We start from the raw sequence: 18,114 nt of genomic DNA, 5'->3' as shown, positions 1-18,114 counted from the left end.
CGTCCCCGGACCCCGCCGCCCCGTCGGCGCCGTTGCCGATCAACGGACGTCCCAGCGCGCTCATGAAGGGCTGATTCACCAAGCTCAGCAGCTGCTGCAGCGGCGACACTGCGGCGGCATCAGCGGCCGCATACGAGCCCGCACCCGCGGTCAAGGCCTGCACGAACTGGTCGTGAAACGCCGCCGCCTGCGCCCCCAGCGCCTGATACGACTGGGCGTGCGCGCTGAACAGCGCGGCCACGGCCTCCGATATCTCGTCGGCGCCTGCGGCTAACAACGCCGCGGTTGGAGCCGCCGCGGCGGCATTGGCCGCGCCGATCGTCGACCCGATACTCGCCAAACTCGTTGCGGCATCTGCCATCAACTCCGGCACCGCGATCACGAACGACATGGCCACCTCCTAGTACGCCGACCGGATTGGTCGTCACCCTGCGGAGAGTGGACATCGTTCGCGCCGCTACCGATCCCAAGAATCGGGGCGGCGCGCTGGCTGCTACACCTCTCGGCCCAGGAACGCGGCCAGCTGGTCGGCCGCCGGGTGCCCCGCTGGGCACGGCTGCTCGTCGTGGAACGGCTTGCCCTCCCCGCGGAATTGCGGACCCACAAAGTTGCGTGCGGCAACCAGCTGCTCGGCCGCCAGCTCGGGATCGATGTCAGTGGATTGGCCGGTGGCAGCGGCCAGATCCCAGGCGTGGGTCAGCACATCGGTGGTGCGGATCCCGATGAAGAACTGCCCGGGAAGTTGCCCGAAGGGCAGGTTGAACGTGGTGGTCAAGCCGTCCGGCCCGGCGAATACCGCCTGGGCGGCCGCGGCCGCACTCTGATGTGCCGCGCCGACGCCCCCGGGCCGGTCCGGCGGCTCGACGGGGTTGGCCGCCCATCGCCCGACTTGCTCGTTGCCGCCGATGACATGCTCGATCAGATCGTTGACCGTCCACTCCGAACAGGGCGTGCGGGCGCCTAACTGGTCAGCGCCGACGTTGGCCAGGACGCCCGCGAAGGCGTCCTGGGCGCGCTGGTGAGCAACGAGTGGATCCATTTTCCTGCCTTTCTCTGCATCTAGAAGTCGCCGGCGGTGCGCCGCAACGTTTCAATGGACGACACCAGCGCCTGCGATTCCGCGGCGGCCATGCCGATATCGGCGAACACCTGCTGGTTGAGGGTCACGGTGGCGTCCTCGACCGTGGAGCGGCCCAGGTCGGTGATCTGCACCAGCGTGGTTCGCCCATCGGTGGGATGTGGGACCCGTTCCACCAACCCGTCGGCCTCCAGGCGGCGGATCGCATGGGTGACGCTGGTGACGTGGACCTGCAGCCGGTCTGACGCCTTGGTGATCGGTAGCGCTCCGGTGCGGCTGAACGCCAGTAGCCGCAGCAGCTCGAAGCGGGAGAAGCTCAGATCGTAGGGACGCAACGCGGTTTCGACGCGGGCCAGCAGAATCTGATGCGCACGCATCACCGACGTCACTGCCACCATGCCCTGCGACACATCGCCCCAGCCGGCTCGCTCCCAGTTGGCCCGGGCGGCGGCAATGGGGTCACGCTTTTGTGAGGCAGCCACGCCCCTTCTTACCGCACTTGCCCCACCGCCGACAGCACCGCCGTGGTGGACGCGCGGTTGCCCACGGTGACGCGTGCCCCGCCGTCGGCGTACAACCGCACCTGCAGTCCACTGTTCGCGAACACCTCGTGCCACAGCCGACCCCGTGCCGGCAGGTACATGAAGTTGGCGTGTGCGTCGGTGGTGTAGGTCCGCATCGCGCTCAGCCGCATCCGCAGATAGCGCCGTTCGGCGGTAATCAGCCGAACCCGTTGCAGCAGTTGCTCTTCGGCTTCATAGGAGGCCGCGACCGCAAGCAGACCGGAACTCGCGATGCCGAACGGCAGCTGATGCGCCCACAGCGTCGCGGCCAGCTCCGGCGCCGCCAGCCCATAGCCGATCCGCAGACCCGCCAACCCGTACGCCTTCGAAAACGTCCGTACCACAACGACATTGGTGAAGCGAGCTAGCAACGCCCGGATATCGATGCGTAGTTCGGGGGCGACGAACTCGATATACGCCTCGTCGAGCAGCACCACCGTGTCCGGCGGAACCCGCTGCAGAAATCTGACGATCTGGGCCGATGGCTCCAGCGTGCCGGTCGGATTGTGCGGCCGGCACACCACCACCACCCGGGCGTGCGCGGAGACTTCGGCCAGCCCGTCGAGATTGTTGTGACCATGCTCGTCGAGCGGGACCGTCACGACGTTGAGCCGGGCCATTTGCGCCACGATCGGATACCCGTCGAACGTCGGGGCCGACATGGCGATCGCGTCGCCGGGAGCGCTCAGCGCGTGCAGCGCCTGCATCACCACGCCGGTTGCCCCGGCGCCCAGCACGACCTGATCGGCGGGCAGACCGAGATGGCCGGCGATCACGTTGCGCAGCCGTTCGGGCAGGAACTCGGGATAGCGATTGGCCGCATCGATCGAGCGGATCAACGCCGAACGTACCGCCGGCAGCGGCGGAAACGGATTCTCGTTGAGCGACAAGGCAAACGGATCGACGGCCTGCGGCGGCGCATCGTCGATATCGGCCGCGAGGCTTTCCATCGACCTGCCGAACGGTGCCATCAGGCCCGCCCACCCCAGCGCACCGCGGCCGCACCGGCGAAGTCGCCGGCGTGCGCGAAGGCTGCCATCATGACCACGTCGCCGGCCTCGAGCTGCCCGTCTGAGATCGCCCGGTCCAGGTTGACCGGGATTCCGGCACCGAACAGGTTGCCACACTCGTCAAAGGTGTCGCGGTGGCGTTCGGCCCGCAACTCGAGTGCCTCACGCCAGTTGCGCAGGAAGACCCGATTGGGCTGATTGGTTACCAGCACACCAATGTCCTTGGGATCCAGTCCGATTCGATCGCAGACCGCAAGCGCCACTTCGGGGACCTGGCGGTTACCGCGGGCCAGGACTTTGGTGATCTTGCTTTCGGTGAAACCGATGGAGCCCTCCCCCGGGCCGGCTTGCCACCACTTGCGGGGCGGGTCGTAGGCCAGCGTCATCTCACCGGCGTATTGGCCGTAGGTGCGGCACTCGATACCGAGCACGGGCGACTCCTCGGACAGGGTGACCAGTCCAACCGCGGCGCCGTCGCCCGGTACCGCGGACTGCGCCTTGCGGCGCACGCCGGGCTGGTCGAAGAATTGGCCGGCGGCGTTCTGCGCGATGGCGATCAATGCCGTCCGCCCCTGGCCCGACGCCAGCAGTTGCCGAGCCACGTTGAGCGCCAACACAAATGCCGCGCACCCACCGTTGTGCAAATCGAGCACCCAGGACGGCCGCATGCCCAGCCGGTGGGCGATGCCACCCCCTTGGCCGTAGAACGCCATGTCGGGCACCTGAGTGTGGGTGATCAGCACGTCGGCGCCCTCGATGACGTCCTGCCCGTGCCGCTCGATCAGGCCCTGCGCTGCGCGCTCGATCATGTCGATCGAACTCTCCTCCGGCGACACGTGATGGCGGAACTTCGGGGCACGAAACATCACGTTGTCGCGCAGGTCGTCGGACTCCGCGAACTGGGCGTAGTAGTCCGCCGCGATCGGATCGCCGGGCAAGTAGGTGGAAACGTCGGTAAGGCTGACGGCAGGTTCGTTCACCATGGCGTTCACCTCATCCAGCCGGGTGTGACCGGAAGCCCGTTGCGGTGCCGGTATTCCGCGATGGCCTTGAGGTTCTTCAGTTCCAGCAGATGGCCGGCGCCGAACATGTCCCAGAAGTCGCCGACCCACACCGGACGTTGCGGGGGTGCGGCTTCCGGATATGGGTTCTTGTCGTAGAACGGGTGATGGCAATTCGTCCACAGCACAACCGAACCCGGCTTGTCCAGGACCACCTGAGCGTCGACGACACGCATCAGGTAGATCATCCACAGGTGCTTGCCCTGATCCCAGGCGCAGTGATAGTCGACGGTCCGGGCAGCCGCGTTGGCAATGGTGCGGGTGTAGATCTCGGTCTCCGAACCGAGGCGATCGTGGGCCAGCCACAGCCCTGGTTCATCGGTGGGTTCGAAGCCGCGCAGGCTGTAGGTCCACTCTTCGAGGCTGCGGGTGTCGGCCAGGTAGCCGAACAGTTCGTCGGGCGGGCAATCGATGAAATCGTTGACCGTGCAGTAGTCGCCGAAGACCTCGTGGTGCGGGTACACCGAGCGCATCATCTCCATGATGATCGGGGTCGCCTTCTCCCGCGGGCTGGTTTCGATTCGGGTCACCCCGTCAATGGGGCTGCGGATATCCTCAAGCGCTGGCAACGACATCGGCTCGGCTCTCCTTCACGGTGGTGAGAAACGGTGCGAACGGCGGGATTTCGTCGGCGGCGCATTCGACACTGACCACCGCGGGCCCATCGGCTTCCAATGCCGCGCGCATTGCCGCGGCGAGCCCGTCGAGGTTGCTGACGTCGACGGAGGCCAATCCCGGAAACATCGCCGCGAGCCCGGCTCCCAGTTGGCTGGGCCGGAAGCGGTTGTAGCTGTAGAGATCGTCGTAGAAAAGCTGCTCGCGGGTCACGCACATGGCGTGGGCGTTGTTGTTGAACACGATGAAAGTCACCGCAAGCCCGTACTGCACCGCGGTGTGCACTTCCATTCCGTGCATGAAAAACGCTCCGTCGCCAGCGATTACGACGGTTCGCCCGCCGGGCCGTCCGCTGTTGGCACGTCCGAACGCCATCCCGATGCCGGCGCCGAAGCTGTAGCCCATGCCGCCCATCCCGAGTGCGACGGTGAATCTGCCGTCTCGCCGCGCCGGGAGGTAGTGGATTGCGGCCGCGCCGGTATTGCCGGCGTCGACCACGATGTCGGTCCCGTCGGGTAACACACCGTCGAGCACGGCCATGGCATCGCGGTACCGCACCCCGGCCCCGACGAAGGGCGGTGCGGCCAGTTCGGTGCGGCACACCGCGTCGGGCACCCGCACACCGGTGGGGCGGCCGGCGCCCGAAAGCGCCTCGGTGAGCATGCGCAGCGAGCCGCGCAAGTCGTCGGTGTGCACGTGCGCGCACCGAACATGCGGCGGCGCCGATCCGATCGAGATCGTCGCCACCGACTCCAGCGCCTCGTCGAGACCACTGCGCGCGGTGACCGCAAGCCGGGTGCCGACCACCAGGCACACCGCGCTGGTTGCCACCGCCTCCACCACACCGGGGTGGCCCATCACGCCGGTGACCCCGAGCGCTGACGACGACCCGAAACCCGGTGTGCCCGCGACGTCTTTGGCATCGGGAACGGTCGCCACCCGGGCGCGCAGCACCGTGCGCAGCACTTCGAGTTCGGTGCGCGCGTTGTCGCGCGCCACCTGCTCGCCGGCGATGATGGTGACCGGCCCACTCACCCCGCGCAGCAGCTGGACTATCTGCTGTGGATTGCCGATGGGCCGCGGCTCCTGCAGCCCGGTCACGCCACCCACCTCAACGTATCCTTGCTGAATATCCTTGGGCAGCAACAGAACTGACGGCCCGCCGGTGCGGGCGGCGGCGACGGCCCGGGGCAACGCGAACACGATGTCGGCCGGTGTGAGCACTCGCTGGCACGCCACCGACACCGCGCTGAACACCGCCGTGGCGTCCAGCGATCCATTGCGGCCGCTGGTGTCCTGAAAGCTGCCCCGGCCGTCCATCGATGTGGGGGCCTGGCCGACCAGCGCCAGCACCGGAACACGGCTGGCCAGCGACTCCCCCAGGCCCGCGACGAGATTCAGCGCGCCGCCGCCGGACGTGGCGGCTACGACACCAAGTCCGGCGCCGCTGCGGCTGTACCCGTCGGCCATGGTGGCCGCGGAGAACTCGTGCTTAGCCAGGATCGCGGTGATCGACGACTGGAAATGAGCCGCGTCGTACAAGTCCTCGATGTTGGCGCCGTCCACCCCGAAGATGTGGTCGATTCCGATTGCCGCGAGCTGCTCGACGATGTAGTCGACCACCCGGTACTTCCTGGGCATGTCTGTAACACGACGGGCAGCGAGCTCGAGTTCAGCTGTCTACAGCGAACGTTGCAGCAGGATCTGTCCGCTTTCCGCCGAAACCACCTGAACCGCGGCGATCTGGTCGACCGGCGTAGAAATGCTGCCCGCCGGCGTTGCGGTGTGACCGGGCTCGGCCACCCAGGTCGCCAGCCGGGTTTGGCTGCCGTCGCGGCCAACCACGACCATGGCCAGCGTGTCGTGATGCGCGTCCGGCGGGGCCAGGCAGACACACTGCAGATTGATGAACGTCCCCCAGTTGTGGCTGCTGAAGGAAACCGTCGACGTCAGCAGGTTCGTGCCGACCTGCGCCATCGGCTGGGCCGACACGGTCGCCTGCTGCGGAGGGGCGGGATGCCCTTGCGCGCCCACCAGCACACCGATGCCCAGCACCACGGCCGCGGCGGCCGAGGCCGCCCAGGTGGCCAGGCGGGTCCGCCGGCGGCGCCAACGCACCGTCGCCAACAGGGACGGCAACAACTCCGGCGACATCTGCGGTGCCGCCGCCACCGGACCGGATTCGTCGAGAGCGGCCACGTCGGCCGGGCTCAGTTGTGACAGCAGGGCCGGCACACCGCACAATTCGGCCACGGCTTCCCGGCATGGCTGGCATTGCGCCATGTGCTCTTCGAATTCGCGGCGATCGGCCGCCGACAATGACCCCAGCACGTAAGCGGCATCCCACGTCATATAGCGGTCACCGGGCGGGCCAAGCCCCTGAAGCGGTGTCCTCATGTCATCCATCTCCTGTCACCCTCAAGCATTCGGAGCCGACGATCGTCTGGATGGCCGTCATCGTGTGACTCCAAGTTCCTGCAGAGTGAGCCGCAATGCCCGCACCGCATAGTGTAGGCGCGACTTCACTGTTCCTTCCGCGATTCCCAGGTCAGTGGCGATCTGGGCAGTAGTCCAGCCGCGGTAGTAGGACCGCTCGATCACCGCCCGATGCTCGATGGACAGTTGCGCCATGGCATCGGTTATCAGCAGTCGGTCCAGCGCCGCGTTCACCTCGTCCGGTGTCGACTGCTCGGGGGCGCCGTCCACGTCGGTCGAGGCCACGACGTTGCGAGCGCGCGCGCTGCGTCGCTCGTCGATGATCATGTTGCGCGCCACGGTGAACAACCACGCCCGTGCTGACCTTTCCGTATCGCCGATGACTTCCGGATGCTGCCAGGCCCGCAACAGCGTCTCCTGAACCACGTCCTCGGCCTGGCTTGCGTCTTGTGTCAAGCGGAGCGCATAGCGCCAGAGAACCGCGGCATGCTCGTCATACAGAGCCTTCATCAGAGCGGCTTCCGCTGCCCCGGACGACCCCCGAGTGCCGGCCACGCGAGCCACTCGACCACCTCCGCCTACTGACACGAGTGGAGTATGCGTCTAGTTCAATAGTTCAGCGCTAAGCGAGGGTCAGAATGCGTGGCCCGTCCTCGGTGACGGCCACGGTGTGTTCCCAGTGTGCGGCGCGCGACCCGTCGGCGGTGGTAACCGTCCACTTGTCATCGAGGACCACCGTTCTGGTGGTTCCGAGGGTCAGCATCGGCTCGATGGCCAGCACCGATCCCGCCGCCAGCAGCGGCCCCCGCCCGGGGGTCCCTTCGTTGGGCAGAAACGGATCCATGTGCATCTGCCGGCCGATGCCGTGGCCGCCGTAGCCCTCTACGATCCCGAACGCGCGGTCGTAGCGGATTTCGGCGGCGCGGGTCCCTTTTTCGATGGCGTGGGCGACGTCGGTCAACCGGTTCCCGACCACCATCGCCGCAATTCCGGCCTCCAGCGATTCCTTGGTCGCCGCCGACAGCGACTCGTCGGCCGGAATGAGGGCGCCGATGCCGAAGGTGATCGCCGCATCACCATGCCAGCCGTCGAGCACCGCGCCGCAGTCGATGGACACCAGGTCGCCGTGCGCCAGGATTTCGGCGGCCGACGGGATGCCGTGCACCACCCGGTCGTTGACCGAAGCACAGATGGAGGCCGGGTAGCCGTGATAGCCCAGGAATGACGGAACAGCGCCGGCCTCGCGGATCACCGACTCGGCGATCTCGTCCAGACTCAGGCTCGAGACCCCGGCGACCGCGGCCGCGCGGACCGCTGCCAACGCCGTGGCGACGACGGCCCCGGCCGCGGCCATTGCGTCGAGTTCGCCGGCGGTGCGCGTCGGCACGACCCTGCGACCTCGCAGTCGTGCCAACGCCCGCATGCCTACTTACCCAATGCCGCCAGCGCGCGCGTGAAGACTTCGTCCACGGTGCCCACGGCATCGACAGTCTTCAACTCGTCGCTGTAGTACTCGAGCAGCGGGGCGGTCTCGTCACGGTAGACCTTCATCCGGTTGAGGATGACCTCGTCGGTGTCGTCGGCGCGACCGCGGCCCTTGAGCCGGGTCAGCAGTTCCTCCTCGGACACCCGGAACTCCACGACGGCATCGATGTCGGTGCCCCGGCGACCCAGCATCTCGTGCAGCGCCTTGGCCTGCTGCAGCGAGCGCGGGTACCCGTCGAGGATGAATCCGTTGGCCGCGTCCGGGTCGTTAAGCCGGTCGTCGACGAGCTCGTTGGTCAGTTCCGAGGGCACCAGGTCACCGGCGTCCAGATAGCGCTTGGCCTCCACACCGAGCTTGGTGCCTTCTTCGATGTTGCTCCGGAAGAGTTCGCCGGTGGAGATCTGTGGAATGCCGAGCTTTTCGGCCAGCTTCTGGGCCTGCGTCCCCTTGCCCGCTCCCGGCGGTCCCAGCAAAACGACTCTCACTTGAGGAACCCTTCGTAGTTGCGCTGCATGAGCTGACTCTCGATTTGTTTGACGGTATCCAGGCCGACGCCGATCATGATCAGCACCGCAGTACCCCCGAAGGGTAAGTTCTGGACGCCGCCGCCGTTGCCGATCTGCAGGAACATGTTAGGCAACACTGCGATAACGCCCAGGTAGATCGACCCTGGAAGGGTAATACGACTCAGCACATAACGCAGATAATCGGCCGTCGGCCGTCCCGGCCGGATCCCCGGAATGAAGCCGCCGTACTTCTTCATCTCGTCGGCGCGCTCGTCGGGATTGAACGTGATCGACACATAGAAGTACGTGAAGAACACGATGAGCCCGAAATAGATGCCGATATAGGCGGGATTGCTGGGGTCGGACAGGTAAGTGCCGACGAACTTGTCCCACCAGCTGTGGCCCACTCCGCCGCTACCGCTGCGGATCAGCTGGGTGATCAGATGCGGGATGTAGATCAGCGACGAGGCGAAGATCACCGGGATAACGCCGGCCTGGTTGACCTTCAGCGGTAGATACGTCGAGGTTCCGCCGTACATCCGCCGGCCCACCATGCGCTTGGCGTATTGCACCGGGATGCGGCGCTGGCCCTGCTCGACGAATACGACGCCGACGATGATGATCAGGGCGGCCACACAGACCGCCGTGAAAATGGCCCCGCCGCGGCTTTCCAGGATGTCGTGGCCCTCGGCGGGAATGCGGGCGGCGATGCCGACGAAGATTAGCAGCGACATGCCGTTGCCGATGCCGCGTTCGGTGATCAGCTCGCCCATCCACATCACCAGCGCCGCGCCCGCGGTCATCACCAGCACGATGACGACCGAGGCGAAGATGCTCTGGTCGGAGATGATGTCCAGCTGGCAGCCCTGCAGCAGACCGCCGTTGGCGGCCAGCGCCACGATGCTGGTGGCCTGCAGGATGGCCAGTGCGATCGCCAGGTAGCGGGTGTACTGGGTCATCTTGGCCTGGCCGGACTGGCCTTCTTTGCGCAGCTCTTCGAAGCGCGGGATGACCACTGTCAGCAGCTGCACGATGATGCTGGCGGTGATGTAGGGCATCACGCCCACCGCGAACACCGTCAGCTTCAGCAGCGCGCCACCGGAGAACAGGTTGATCAGGGAGTAGATCTGTCCAGCAGCGCCGCCGCTGGCCTCTTTGATGCACTGCTGCACGTTGGGGATGTTGACGCCGGGCGACGGCAGCGCGGCCCCGACGCGGTACAGAACCACGATGCCCAACGTGAAGAGGATCTTCCGTCTCAAGTCCACTGTTCGCAGTGACGAGATGAAAGCCGAAAGCACTCTTCCTCCTGCGCAGCCGGGGGTTAACCTGCGTTACGCGCCCAACACCCGCAGGCCAGGACGTACGGCCGCATTATCTACAGCGCGTCAAACCGTGTACGAGACTAACAGCTGGTTTGGGCAGGTCCGTCCAGGGCCGCTGGGTTGCGCCGGTCGAGGCGTACAGTTTTGGTAGCTCATTATATTGGCTAAGTAATCTCATTGAATCTCATCGGCAGGAGCAATGCATGACCCAGACGGGCACCGCACGGTTTGACGGCGACACCTGGGACCTGGCGTCCAGCGTGGGTTTGACGGCCACCATGGTGGCGGCGGCGCGCGCGGTGGCCGCACGGGATGTCGGTGGCGCGGGGGCCGTCGCCACCGACAACTTCGCCGGGCCACTGGTCCGCGCGGTGGGCGTCGACTTCTTCACCAAGATGGCCGACGGCCAGCTCGATGGTGCTGACCTCGACGAAGAGACCGCGAATGGCATGCAGCACTTCGCCAATGCGATGGCCGTGCGGACCCGGTTTTTCGACGACTTCTTCCTCGACGCGACCGCGGCCGGCATCCGGCAGGCCGTGATCCTCGCGTCCGGCTTGGATTCGCGCGCCTACCGGCTGCCGTGGCCGGCGGGGACCACCGTGTTCGAAATCGACCAGCCGCAGGTGATCGAGTTCAAGTCCACGACACTGTCCGGACTGAACGCGCAGCCCGCTGCGGCTCGTCGCACCGTAGCTGTCGACCTGCGCGACGACTGGCCGGCCGAGCTGCGGGCGGCCGGCTTCGACCGGGCCCAGCGCACCGCCTGGATCGCCGAAGGGCTGCTGGGATACCTGCCGGCCGAAGCCCAGGACCGCCTGCTCGACCAGATCACCGCCCTAAGCGTGCCGGGCAGCCGGTTCGCCACCGAGGGGCTGCCCGACATCAACGAACTCAACGAGGACGAACTCCGCCGTCGCATGCGCCGCCAGAACGAGCGGTGGAACCGGCACGGCTTCGATCTGGATATGGCCGCCCTGGTGTATTTCGACGACCGCACCGATGCCGGCACCTATCTGGCCGGCCACGGGTGGCGGATCACCGGCTCGACCAACTCGGAGCTTTTCGCCGCACACGGCCTGCCGTTGGGCGTGGGCGACGACGCCCCGTTCGGCGATGTGGTCTACCTCAGCGCCGAGCTGGACTGAACTCGAGGTGTAAATCGGTCAGCGCCCGCAGCGTGTAGGTGGGCTCGTAGCCGTACCTGCGAGCGCCGGCCGGGCCGTGTTCGGCCGGATTCAATTCGATCTGACTCATCCGGTCGAGAAGGCGTTCCACGGAAACGCGTGCCTCCGCCCGGGCCAGCGTCGCACCCGGACAGGTGTGGGCTCCGCGGCCGAATGCCACATGGTCGCGCGCATTGCGCCGATTCAGCTGGAATTCATCCGCATCCACGAACTTGCGGGGGTCGCGGTTGATGGCTCCCGGACACACCATCACCGTGGTGCCCGCGGCAATCGGAACGCCGCCGAGCGTGGTCGTCTTGCGCGCCAGCCGGAAGTCGCTTTTCACCGGACTCTCCATCCGAAGCACTTCCTCGACGAATTTCGGGATCCGGCTGTGGTCATCTCGCAGCAGGGCCATCAGGTCGGGACGCTCGGCCAGCAGCCGCATCGACCAACTCAGCAGTACCGCGGTGGCACCGCGCGCCGCGGTGAACAGCAGTGTGGCGCTGCGAGCGACATCTGCGACTTCGGGTGTCGACCCGTCGGGATAACGCGCATCGGCCAGCCGCGTCAGCACATCGCGACGCGGTTCGCGCCGCCGCTGCGCCAGGTAGTAGGCGAACTTGTCGTCGAGCCACTCCAGCGAATTGTGTTGTACCGGTGACTGATCCATCGCGCCCGCGGGGACGCTCGGGCGCGGCGCCTCGAACGTGTCGCGGTCGCCGGCCGGTATGCCGAACAGGTCCGCAATCACTCCGGCGGAGTACGGCTTGGCGTAATCGGACACGAACTCGCACCTACCGGCGTCGATGAAGCGGTCGATCTGCTCGTCCGCCCGGCGGCGCAGCAGCTGCTCGTTCGCCTTGATGCGGCTGGGCGTCAGCAAACGGCTCAGCAGGGATCGCGCCCGGGCATGCTCGGGTGGATCCATCGTGGTCAGGTACTGGTTCATCGGCATCTGGTCGCGATGCCGCTCGATCTGCTCAGTGATGTCGTCGCCCGCCGGCTCGAAGGGCAACGGCGGAAACGGTCCGCCCACCGCCACTATCGACGAGTACGTCTCGCAGTCCTTGTAAACGACGCAACCCTCCTCGTGACCAGTGACAACAACCACGCCGTGATGCGGCAGTTTGGCCACCGGGCCCCCGCTTCGCAGGCGCTCGAAGTAGGGGTATGGGTTTGGCAGCAGGGTCTCGTCGGTGAAGAAGTCGATCGAGTCCAGCCCGTCAGCTAACACATTGCTCCCAACAACACTTCCCCTAAGTAATCATCCGCTTGATTTATTATTGCATATGTGCAACATTGCTGGTGCCGATGTAGTTCGGTGTCTCAATCAGAAAGGGATGGTCAATGTCCATCGTTGTCAACAGCAACCAACCGCTCGCGTCCAAGGGTCTCTGCGCTGCAGATCTCGAGGCGCTTCGTGCCGTCAACGCAAAGATCGCACTCGCCCGCACCGATCCGGCAAACGTCGCGGACGACGCCTGGCTCTGCATCTGCACCGTCCACTGAATGAACGCGGAGGGAAGAGGAGCCGATCCGTCGGTGCTGCACGGCATGGACACGCTGTGCTCGAGCTATCTCGAGTTGCGGCCGCAAGACCGCGTTCTCATTCTCTACTCTGACGAGCTTGAGGCTGAGGACGACCAGGGCCTGCTCGAGGTTTTGCGGGCACGCATCCATGCCGGCGCGGCAGATGCCGAGCTGAAACCAGCCGACTATCTGGACGTTTGCATTCCGGCGGACCGCGATGTGTTGTTGCTGGTGAGTAGGGTGTCCAGCCCGCATCGCGGCAAGGTGCTCGAACATCTCGAGTCCGTCCCCGGACGGACCCGCGTCTTTCGGCTCTTCAACTTCTCCCCCGAGTTGTTCAGGCTGGCGCTCGCGGTGGATCGGGAATCCCTGGACTCTTTGAACAGCTCGATCATCGCGGCGGCCAAAGCCACGCGAGACATCCATGTCACCAATGGGTTTGGCACCGACCTACACATCCGTCCGCTGGAAGACGGCGGCTGGACGAACAGTTGCGGCTATTTCGGCGGCCAGTTCCCGGGCATCCTGCCCCCCGGCGAGGTCAACACCTACACCCCGCACGTGACCGGAACATTCGTCGCGGACGGCGCCCTCAACTCGAGCTTCGGGTTTCCCGGCGATCCCAGGTTGGCCGATCACCCGGTCACTCTGGAAATAACGGAGTCCACGGTGACCGGAGCCAGTTGTGCCGATCCGCTGATCGCGGGCATCTTGAACAACTTCTTCGAAGTCGAGAATGCCGACCGGGTGGGCGAGGTCGGTTTCGGCACCAACGAAGGCATAACGGAGTGGGTCGATTTCGTATCGCACATCAATGAACGCCACGCGGGCCTGCACCTCGGGCTGGGCAGCCCGACACAGCCGAAGACGAAGGTCGGCTGGAGCGCGCCACTGCATCTCGACCTGATCCTGGACGACTGTTCAATCTGGTTTGACGATGCGCTCGTGTTCGCCGACGGCCGCTGGGACCGCGGCGCACTTCGCAGCTTGAATCCCGACCCCGCAGCGGTGTCGGAATTGGGTGACGTGCTGCACGTCGACGCCGTTTGATGCCGCCCCGGTAGCCGGCAGGCATGATCGTTGGGTAGGCCACCGAACGGCAATCAGGAGCGCTGTGACCAATTCCGAGACCAATTCCGGGACCAATTCCGGGACCAATTCCGACCCGAAGCGATCCGCTGGTGATAGCTGGGACCTGGCATCGAGTGTGGGGGCGACGGCAACAATGGTCGCCGCCGCCCGCGCGCTCGCCAGCGAGGAACAAGACCCCATCATCAGCGACCCGTTCGCCGGACCACTGGTGCGGGCGGTCGGCCTCGACTTCTTCACCCGCCTCGTGGACGGCGAGATACCGGACGCCAAAACCCCTGAAGCCGCCGGCGACTTGCGACTGGTCACCACTTCGATCGCGGTCCGGACCCGCTTCTTCGACCAGTTCCTGCTCGACGCCTCACGCGCCGGTATTCGGCAACTGGTCATTCTGGCCGCCGGCCTTGATGCCCGGACCTACCGACTGTCCTGGCCACGCGGCACGGTTGTCTACGAGATCGACCAGCCCAAGGTCATTGAGTTCAAGAACGCCACCCTGTCAGCGCTGGGCGCCACCCCCGCGGCACACCGCAAGGCCGTCAGCATCGATCTGCGCGACGACTGGCCGGATGCGTTGCGCCACAGCGGGTTTGACCAGAAGTTGCCCACCGCCTGGATTGCCGAAGGCCTGCTGATGTATCTTCCGCCGGAAGCTCAGGACCGGCTCTTCGACAACATCACCGCCCTCAGCGCACCCGGCAGTCAACTGGCCACCGAGTACCACCCGGACTCCGGCGAGTCGATGAGCCAGCGCGCCCAGGAGTTCACCCAGCGGTGGATCAATCTGGGCTGCGACATCGACCTGTCGGGCCTGTTCTTCGACGGTGAACGCACGAGTGTCGTCGACTACCTGACCGGTCACGGGTGGCAGGTGGACACCCGGGCACGCCGGGATCTGTCCAGCGATTACGGCCGGCTCCTGGATGACGACGCGTCGCAACTGAGTAACGTCATCGCCGTTACCGCGACGCGCTGAAGCCACTAATCATCCAGCTCCCATAGGGTCGGGTTCAACGCCAAAGCCTTTGGGCGCATATGAGGCGGCCAAAGTGAACTCGCCATGAAATAGAACATGCTGAGCACGCTATCCGCCGGCAGTCTTTCGCTCAGAATTGATTTCTTCGCGTCGCCCTGCATGCTATGGGGGCCGACAAGCCGGTAGCACAGCTGATTGAATGGATAAAACCAAAGTTTTACCAAGAGCTCCGGTTCATCAACCAGCTGTTCGCAGGTGGGCAAGCATCCTATATCTTTCGCGATCGAGTCGAGGAAAAAGAGTTGCGACGGAACCGCCTCGGAGTGGCGAGGACTCAACTCGGTCCACTTCTCCTCCCACGCCTTGTCCGCTTTGATTCGGTCAACGATGTCCGCGGGCAACTCGAGCTTATCGCTGCAAAGGAGGGCGAAGTACCGCGCCTGCATCTCAGCGCAAATAGGAATACCACCGCTGAATGGCCGGACGAACCCGATAAGCGCAAGACGACCGCCGTGCTGGGGATGGAACGCGTGTTTGTACAAATGGCGGACGTTGTTCTCTGGGATTTCCACACCGCGCAGGAATGAGAAGTCGCGTTCGAACCCGGTACACAGAACTATGCAATCGTAATCTTTGGTGGTCTGGTCCTTGAAGTAGACCGTACTGCCTTCTATAGTCTCGATGTCGCTATCGTTCACCTGAATCTTCCCATTCAGGATGTTGGGCACAAATGAAACGTTCTTACAGAAGATGACACGCGGCGAGTAGGAATCTTCGCCGTTGTGAGACTTTCGGTTCCATTCGGAGATGTATTCGAATGTCTCCTTGTTTCCCTCGGTGAACAGATCAAGCTTCGGGGGGTACAACGGTTGACCGAGGCTGTTCCGCGGGTCGAGGTCACCAGCGTCGACCTTCGGCGCCCCGAGTATTACCTTCGTTATGGCGTCGGACACTGCGGTTACCGGCTCTCTGCGGCCGTCGGACAAGAAATCCGCTCCGAGCGATTCCAGATCTAATGCGCTTGCCGCTTCTGCCATTGCGGCCCGCGTGCCGTGCTGCCTGATGGCGTCCATGAAGGAACCCATTGACATTGTCTCGTCCTGGAAGAAAGCCCCCATGCTGAAGGGCTGCTCCGACGAGCGGACGTACATCTCATAATGATGGGCCCGAAGCGTCGTGCTATCTGTCGAATATTGCCCATCATAGAGACGAGGGACTAGATAGGAACGCGAGCGAATCGCCAGCGTGCACTCGGACGCGACGTCCGAAATCTGCCTGACGATATCGGCGCCAGATTCGGAAAGGCCGATAACGAGTACGCGCTTCCCTGCGAACTCGCGATTATTCCGGTACCGAGAGGAATGGATCACTTCGCCGGAGAATTGTTTGAGGTAAGGTATGTTGTTCGCCGGCGTCTGGAAGGGGCCGCTGCAGACGGCGAGTGCTTGGAATGTGTGGTGTTCTTGGCGCCCGTTCGCGGTAACCGAAACCTTCCAGTGGTCACCGGTTTTTTCGATGGCATCGACCGTAGAATTGAACTTGATGCATTGCCGCAGGCCATACTTGTCGGCGTAGTCGTTCAAGTACCGTAAGTAGCCTTGGCGATCGGCAAACACGCGGTCCTCTACCATGAAGTCCGAAAAAGACATGAGCTTCATGGAAATGGTGAGGTACAGATCATCGTAGGCTTTCATCGATTCACTGTCTTCGCCGTCGCGGTACCAGATACCGCCGATGTCGGCGCTTTTTTCAAAGCATACGACGTCATGCCCCTCGTCGCGCAGCTGCTTTATCGTCGTCAGTCCTGAAGGGCCGGCTCCGATCACGCCTACTTTCACAGTTATCTCCTCGAACTCACTTTGCCGGCTCGGTTAGCCTTCTAATACCGCTCTGAGTTGCTTACCAAACAACTCAACGGCCTGGGTGGTCAACATGTCATGATGGGTGCAATCAACCGGATAGTCGGTGATATCACCGGTTACATATGGGAGCCAACTTTGCCGAATTGCCCCACTGGGTGCGCTCCCGATTGCCGAAAATATGGTCAGGTCTCCGTCAAACACGTCAACCGTGTGTTCGGATCGATATCGAACATTAGCGTTCGTATTCTTAACGATAAGGTCGCGTAGTTCTCCGAACGCGCGGGCGTCGGCTCCCCGATCTTGCTCCAAGACCTGATCCAGACCCAAATCATCGTCGTCCATCTGTGCGGCACCGTAAATATTTATTGCGTCATCATGGCTGGCCACACCGTCTAGGATTATTAGGCGTCGAACCACATATCCACTACGACTAAGCTCGATGGCGAGCTCGTGGGCAACGTTTCCACCGAAAGACCAGCCGAGAATGTTGTACGGGCCCTCGGGATAAAATTCCACAAGCCGCTGGGCGTAATCCTTCGCAAGGCTGCGAACGGATCCAGAGTCAGCGTGTGCGTTTTGTTGGATACCGACAATCGGACAATCTAGATATGGACCCAATGCCCGGTATGGCCAGCTAACGCCGCTGCCGGGATGGATACAAAACAGCGGAGATCCAGATCCGTCTTGCAGCACCCTGACAGGCGCGACGACGTCCAATGCGCGGCTCGGTGCATCAAGGAGTGAGACGAGGCCCGTCACCGTTGGCGAGTCGTACAGCGCGCGCACACTCAACCGGACATCCAACGCGGCATTGATCCCAGCGATCACCCGCATCGCCAACAACGAATCCCCACCCAGGTCAAAGAACGAGTCGTCCACCCCCACCCGCTCGACACCCAAGACCTGGGCATAGATCGCGGCCAAGACCTCCTCCGTCGGGCTCGACGGGGCCCGATACCCGTCAGTGCTGCCGTACTCGGGAGCCGGCAAAGCTTTGGTGTCGAGTTTGCCGTTAATCGTCAACGGCAACTGCGCCAACATCACTACCGCCGCGGGAACCATATAGGCCGGTAACACGCCGGCCAGGTGGGCCCGCACACTCGCCGGATCAGCGGTGCCGGTGGCATAGCCCACCAACCGCCGATCACCCGGACGGTCCTCACGAGCGATCACCACCGCTTGATCGACACCGTCCACACTGGCCATCGCCGCGCTGACTTCAGCTGGCTCGATGCGATGCCCACGGATCTTGACCTGCTCATCGGCACGCCCCAAAAACTCCAACTGCCCGTCGGCACCCCACCGCACCACATCACCCGAGCGATACATCCGCATCCCCGGCTCCCCGAACGGGCATGCCACAAACCGCGAGGCGGTCAACCCCGCCCGACCCCAATACCCATGCCCC

General features: G+C 64.4%; 19 protein-coding genes. 4 read left to right on the top strand and 15 right to left on the bottom strand.

Annotated elements, in window-relative coordinates; all coding sequences use genetic code 11:
* The 12 genes from BST12_RS26275 to secY all read right to left on the bottom strand — a co-directional run.
* On the bottom strand, positions 1 to 391 hold a 391-nt coding region (locus BST12_RS26275), incomplete at its 3' end, for a PE family protein (protein ID WP_139801953.1).
* Between the two features lie 102 nt (positions 392 to 493).
* Positions 494 to 1,039: a TIGR03086 family metal-binding protein gene (locus BST12_RS26270; protein WP_083116145.1), complete on the bottom strand. Its 546-nt coding sequence runs from the start codon at positions 1,037 to 1,039 to the stop codon at positions 494 to 496.
* A gap of 20 nt (positions 1,040 to 1,059) precedes the next feature.
* Positions 1,060 to 1,560, bottom strand: coding sequence for a MarR family transcriptional regulator (locus BST12_RS26265; protein WP_083116144.1), 501 nt, complete (start codon positions 1,558 to 1,560; stop codon positions 1,060 to 1,062).
* Positions 1,561 to 1,568: 8 nt separating this feature from the next.
* A complete protein-coding gene (locus BST12_RS26260; protein ID WP_372511098.1) occupies positions 1,569 to 2,612 on the bottom strand; it encodes a pyridoxal phosphate-dependent aminotransferase in 1,044 nt (347 codons plus the stop codon).
* Positions 2,612 to 3,631, bottom strand: coding sequence for a 3-oxoacyl-ACP synthase III family protein (locus BST12_RS26255; RefSeq protein WP_083116148.1), 1,020 nt, complete (start codon positions 3,629 to 3,631; stop codon positions 2,612 to 2,614). The genes BST12_RS26260 and BST12_RS26255 overlap by 1 nt, the downstream gene beginning before the upstream one ends.
* Positions 3,632 to 3,639: 8 nt before the next feature.
* Complete coding sequence (locus BST12_RS26250; RefSeq protein WP_083116143.1) at positions 3,640 to 4,287, bottom strand: SRPBCC family protein; 648 nt, start codon at positions 4,285 to 4,287, stop codon at positions 3,640 to 3,642.
* Positions 4,268 to 5,968: a thiamine pyrophosphate-binding protein gene (locus BST12_RS26245; RefSeq protein WP_083116142.1), complete on the bottom strand. Its 1,701-nt coding sequence runs from the start codon at positions 5,966 to 5,968 to the stop codon at positions 4,268 to 4,270. Before BST12_RS26245 ends, BST12_RS26250 begins: the two co-directional genes overlap by 20 nt.
* Positions 5,969 to 6,007: 39 nt before the next feature.
* Positions 6,008 to 6,724: an anti-sigma factor family protein gene (locus BST12_RS26240; RefSeq protein ID WP_139801951.1), complete on the bottom strand. Its 717-nt coding sequence runs from the start codon at positions 6,722 to 6,724 to the stop codon at positions 6,008 to 6,010.
* Between the two features lie 57 nt (positions 6,725 to 6,781).
* Entirely contained in the window at positions 6,782 to 7,327 is a 546-nt protein-coding gene (locus tag BST12_RS26235; RefSeq protein ID WP_083116140.1) for a sigma-70 family RNA polymerase sigma factor, read from the bottom strand.
* Positions 7,328 to 7,385: 58 nt separating this feature from the next.
* A complete protein-coding gene (gene map, locus BST12_RS26230) occupies positions 7,386 to 8,186 on the bottom strand; it encodes a type I methionyl aminopeptidase (RefSeq protein ID WP_083116139.1) in 801 nt (266 codons plus the stop codon).
* Positions 8,187 to 8,188: 2 nt separating this feature from the next.
* Entirely contained in the window at positions 8,189 to 8,734 is a 546-nt protein-coding gene (locus BST12_RS26225; protein ID WP_083116138.1) for an adenylate kinase, read from the bottom strand.
* On the bottom strand, positions 8,731 to 10,056 hold the full coding sequence (gene secY, locus BST12_RS26220) for a preprotein translocase subunit SecY (RefSeq protein ID WP_083116137.1): 1,326 nt from the start codon (positions 10,054 to 10,056) through the stop codon (positions 8,731 to 8,733). The genes BST12_RS26225 and secY overlap by 4 nt, the downstream gene beginning before the upstream one ends.
* A 227-nt stretch (positions 10,057 to 10,283) precedes the next feature.
* Between secY and BST12_RS26215 the strand changes: the two genes are divergently transcribed.
* Positions 10,284 to 11,228, top strand: a complete 945-nt coding sequence (locus tag BST12_RS26215) for a class I SAM-dependent methyltransferase (protein ID WP_083116136.1) — start codon at positions 10,284 to 10,286, stop codon at positions 11,226 to 11,228.
* Here the strand turns inward: BST12_RS26215 and BST12_RS26210 are convergent.
* The gene (locus tag BST12_RS26210) at positions 11,209 to 12,483 is read right to left on the bottom strand and encodes a cytochrome P450 (protein WP_245850587.1); all 1,275 of its coding nucleotides are present in this window, start codon (positions 12,481 to 12,483) and stop codon (positions 11,209 to 11,211) included. The two genes, BST12_RS26215 and BST12_RS26210, sit on opposite strands and share 20 nt — an antisense overlap.
* 113 nt (positions 12,484 to 12,596) lie before the next feature.
* Between BST12_RS26210 and BST12_RS32300 the strand changes: the two genes are divergently transcribed.
* From BST12_RS32300 to BST12_RS26200, 3 genes are all read left to right on the top strand, one after another.
* Positions 12,597 to 12,758: a hypothetical protein gene (locus BST12_RS32300; protein WP_170062205.1), complete on the top strand. Its 162-nt coding sequence runs from the start codon at positions 12,597 to 12,599 to the stop codon at positions 12,756 to 12,758.
* Positions 12,759 to 13,829, top strand: coding sequence for a M29 family metallopeptidase (locus tag BST12_RS26205; RefSeq protein WP_083116135.1), 1,071 nt, complete (start codon positions 12,759 to 12,761; stop codon positions 13,827 to 13,829).
* A gap of 175 nt (positions 13,830 to 14,004) precedes the next feature.
* Entirely contained in the window at positions 14,005 to 14,844 is an 840-nt protein-coding gene (locus BST12_RS26200; protein WP_083116146.1) for a class I SAM-dependent methyltransferase, read from the top strand.
* Between the two features lie 5 nt (positions 14,845 to 14,849).
* Here the strand turns inward: BST12_RS26200 and BST12_RS26195 are convergent, their stop codons facing one another.
* Positions 14,850 to 16,682 (bottom strand): flavin-containing monooxygenase, encoded by a 1,833-nt coding sequence (locus BST12_RS26195; RefSeq protein ID WP_139801950.1) that lies wholly within the window; start codon positions 16,680 to 16,682, stop codon positions 14,850 to 14,852.
* Positions 16,683 to 16,715: 33 nt separating this feature from the next.
* A partial coding sequence (locus tag BST12_RS26190; RefSeq protein ID WP_139801949.1) for a thioesterase domain-containing protein occupies positions 16,716 to 18,114 on the bottom strand: 1,399 nt, incomplete at its 5' end.

Source organism: Mycobacterium angelicum (genome assembly GCF_002086155.1).
Classification (GTDB): domain Bacteria; phylum Actinomycetota; class Actinomycetes; order Mycobacteriales; family Mycobacteriaceae; genus Mycobacterium; species Mycobacterium angelicum.
The sequence above is the reverse complement of the archived record's forward strand: the minus strand, read 5'-3'. Positions and strand labels throughout refer to the sequence as shown.

What these genes read in the sequence shown, in the direction of transcription:
- BST12_RS26270 (WP_083116145.1), bottom strand. Translation starts at nt 1,039, where the DNA reads ATGGATCCACTCGTTGCTCACCAGCGCGCCCAGGACGCCTTCGCGGGC.
- BST12_RS26260 (WP_372511098.1), bottom strand. Translation starts at nt 2,612, where the DNA reads ATGGCACCGTTCGGCAGGTCGATGGAAAGCCTCGCGGCCGATATCGAC.
- BST12_RS26250 (WP_083116143.1), bottom strand. Translation starts at nt 4,287, where the DNA reads ATGTCGTTGCCAGCGCTTGAGGATATCCGCAGCCCCATTGACGGGGTG.
- BST12_RS26245 (WP_083116142.1), bottom strand. Translation starts at nt 5,968, where the DNA reads ATGCCCAGGAAGTACCGGGTGGTCGACTACATCGTCGAGCAGCTCGCG.
- BST12_RS26240 (WP_139801951.1), bottom strand. Translation starts at nt 6,724, where the DNA reads ATGAGGACACCGCTTCAGGGGCTTGGCCCGCCCGGTGACCGCTATATG.
- map (WP_083116139.1), bottom strand. Translation starts at nt 8,186, where the DNA reads ATGCGGGCGTTGGCACGACTGCGAGGTCGCAGGGTCGTGCCGACGCGC.
- BST12_RS26215 (WP_083116136.1), top strand. Translation starts at nt 10,284, where the DNA reads ATGACCCAGACGGGCACCGCACGGTTTGACGGCGACACCTGGGACCTG.
- BST12_RS32300 (WP_170062205.1), top strand. Translation starts at nt 12,597, where the DNA reads ATGTCCATCGTTGTCAACAGCAACCAACCGCTCGCGTCCAAGGGTCTC.
- BST12_RS26205 (WP_083116135.1), top strand. Translation starts at nt 12,759, where the DNA reads ATGAACGCGGAGGGAAGAGGAGCCGATCCGTCGGTGCTGCACGGCATG.
- BST12_RS26200 (WP_083116146.1), top strand. Translation starts at nt 14,005, where the DNA reads ATGGTCGCCGCCGCCCGCGCGCTCGCCAGCGAGGAACAAGACCCCATC.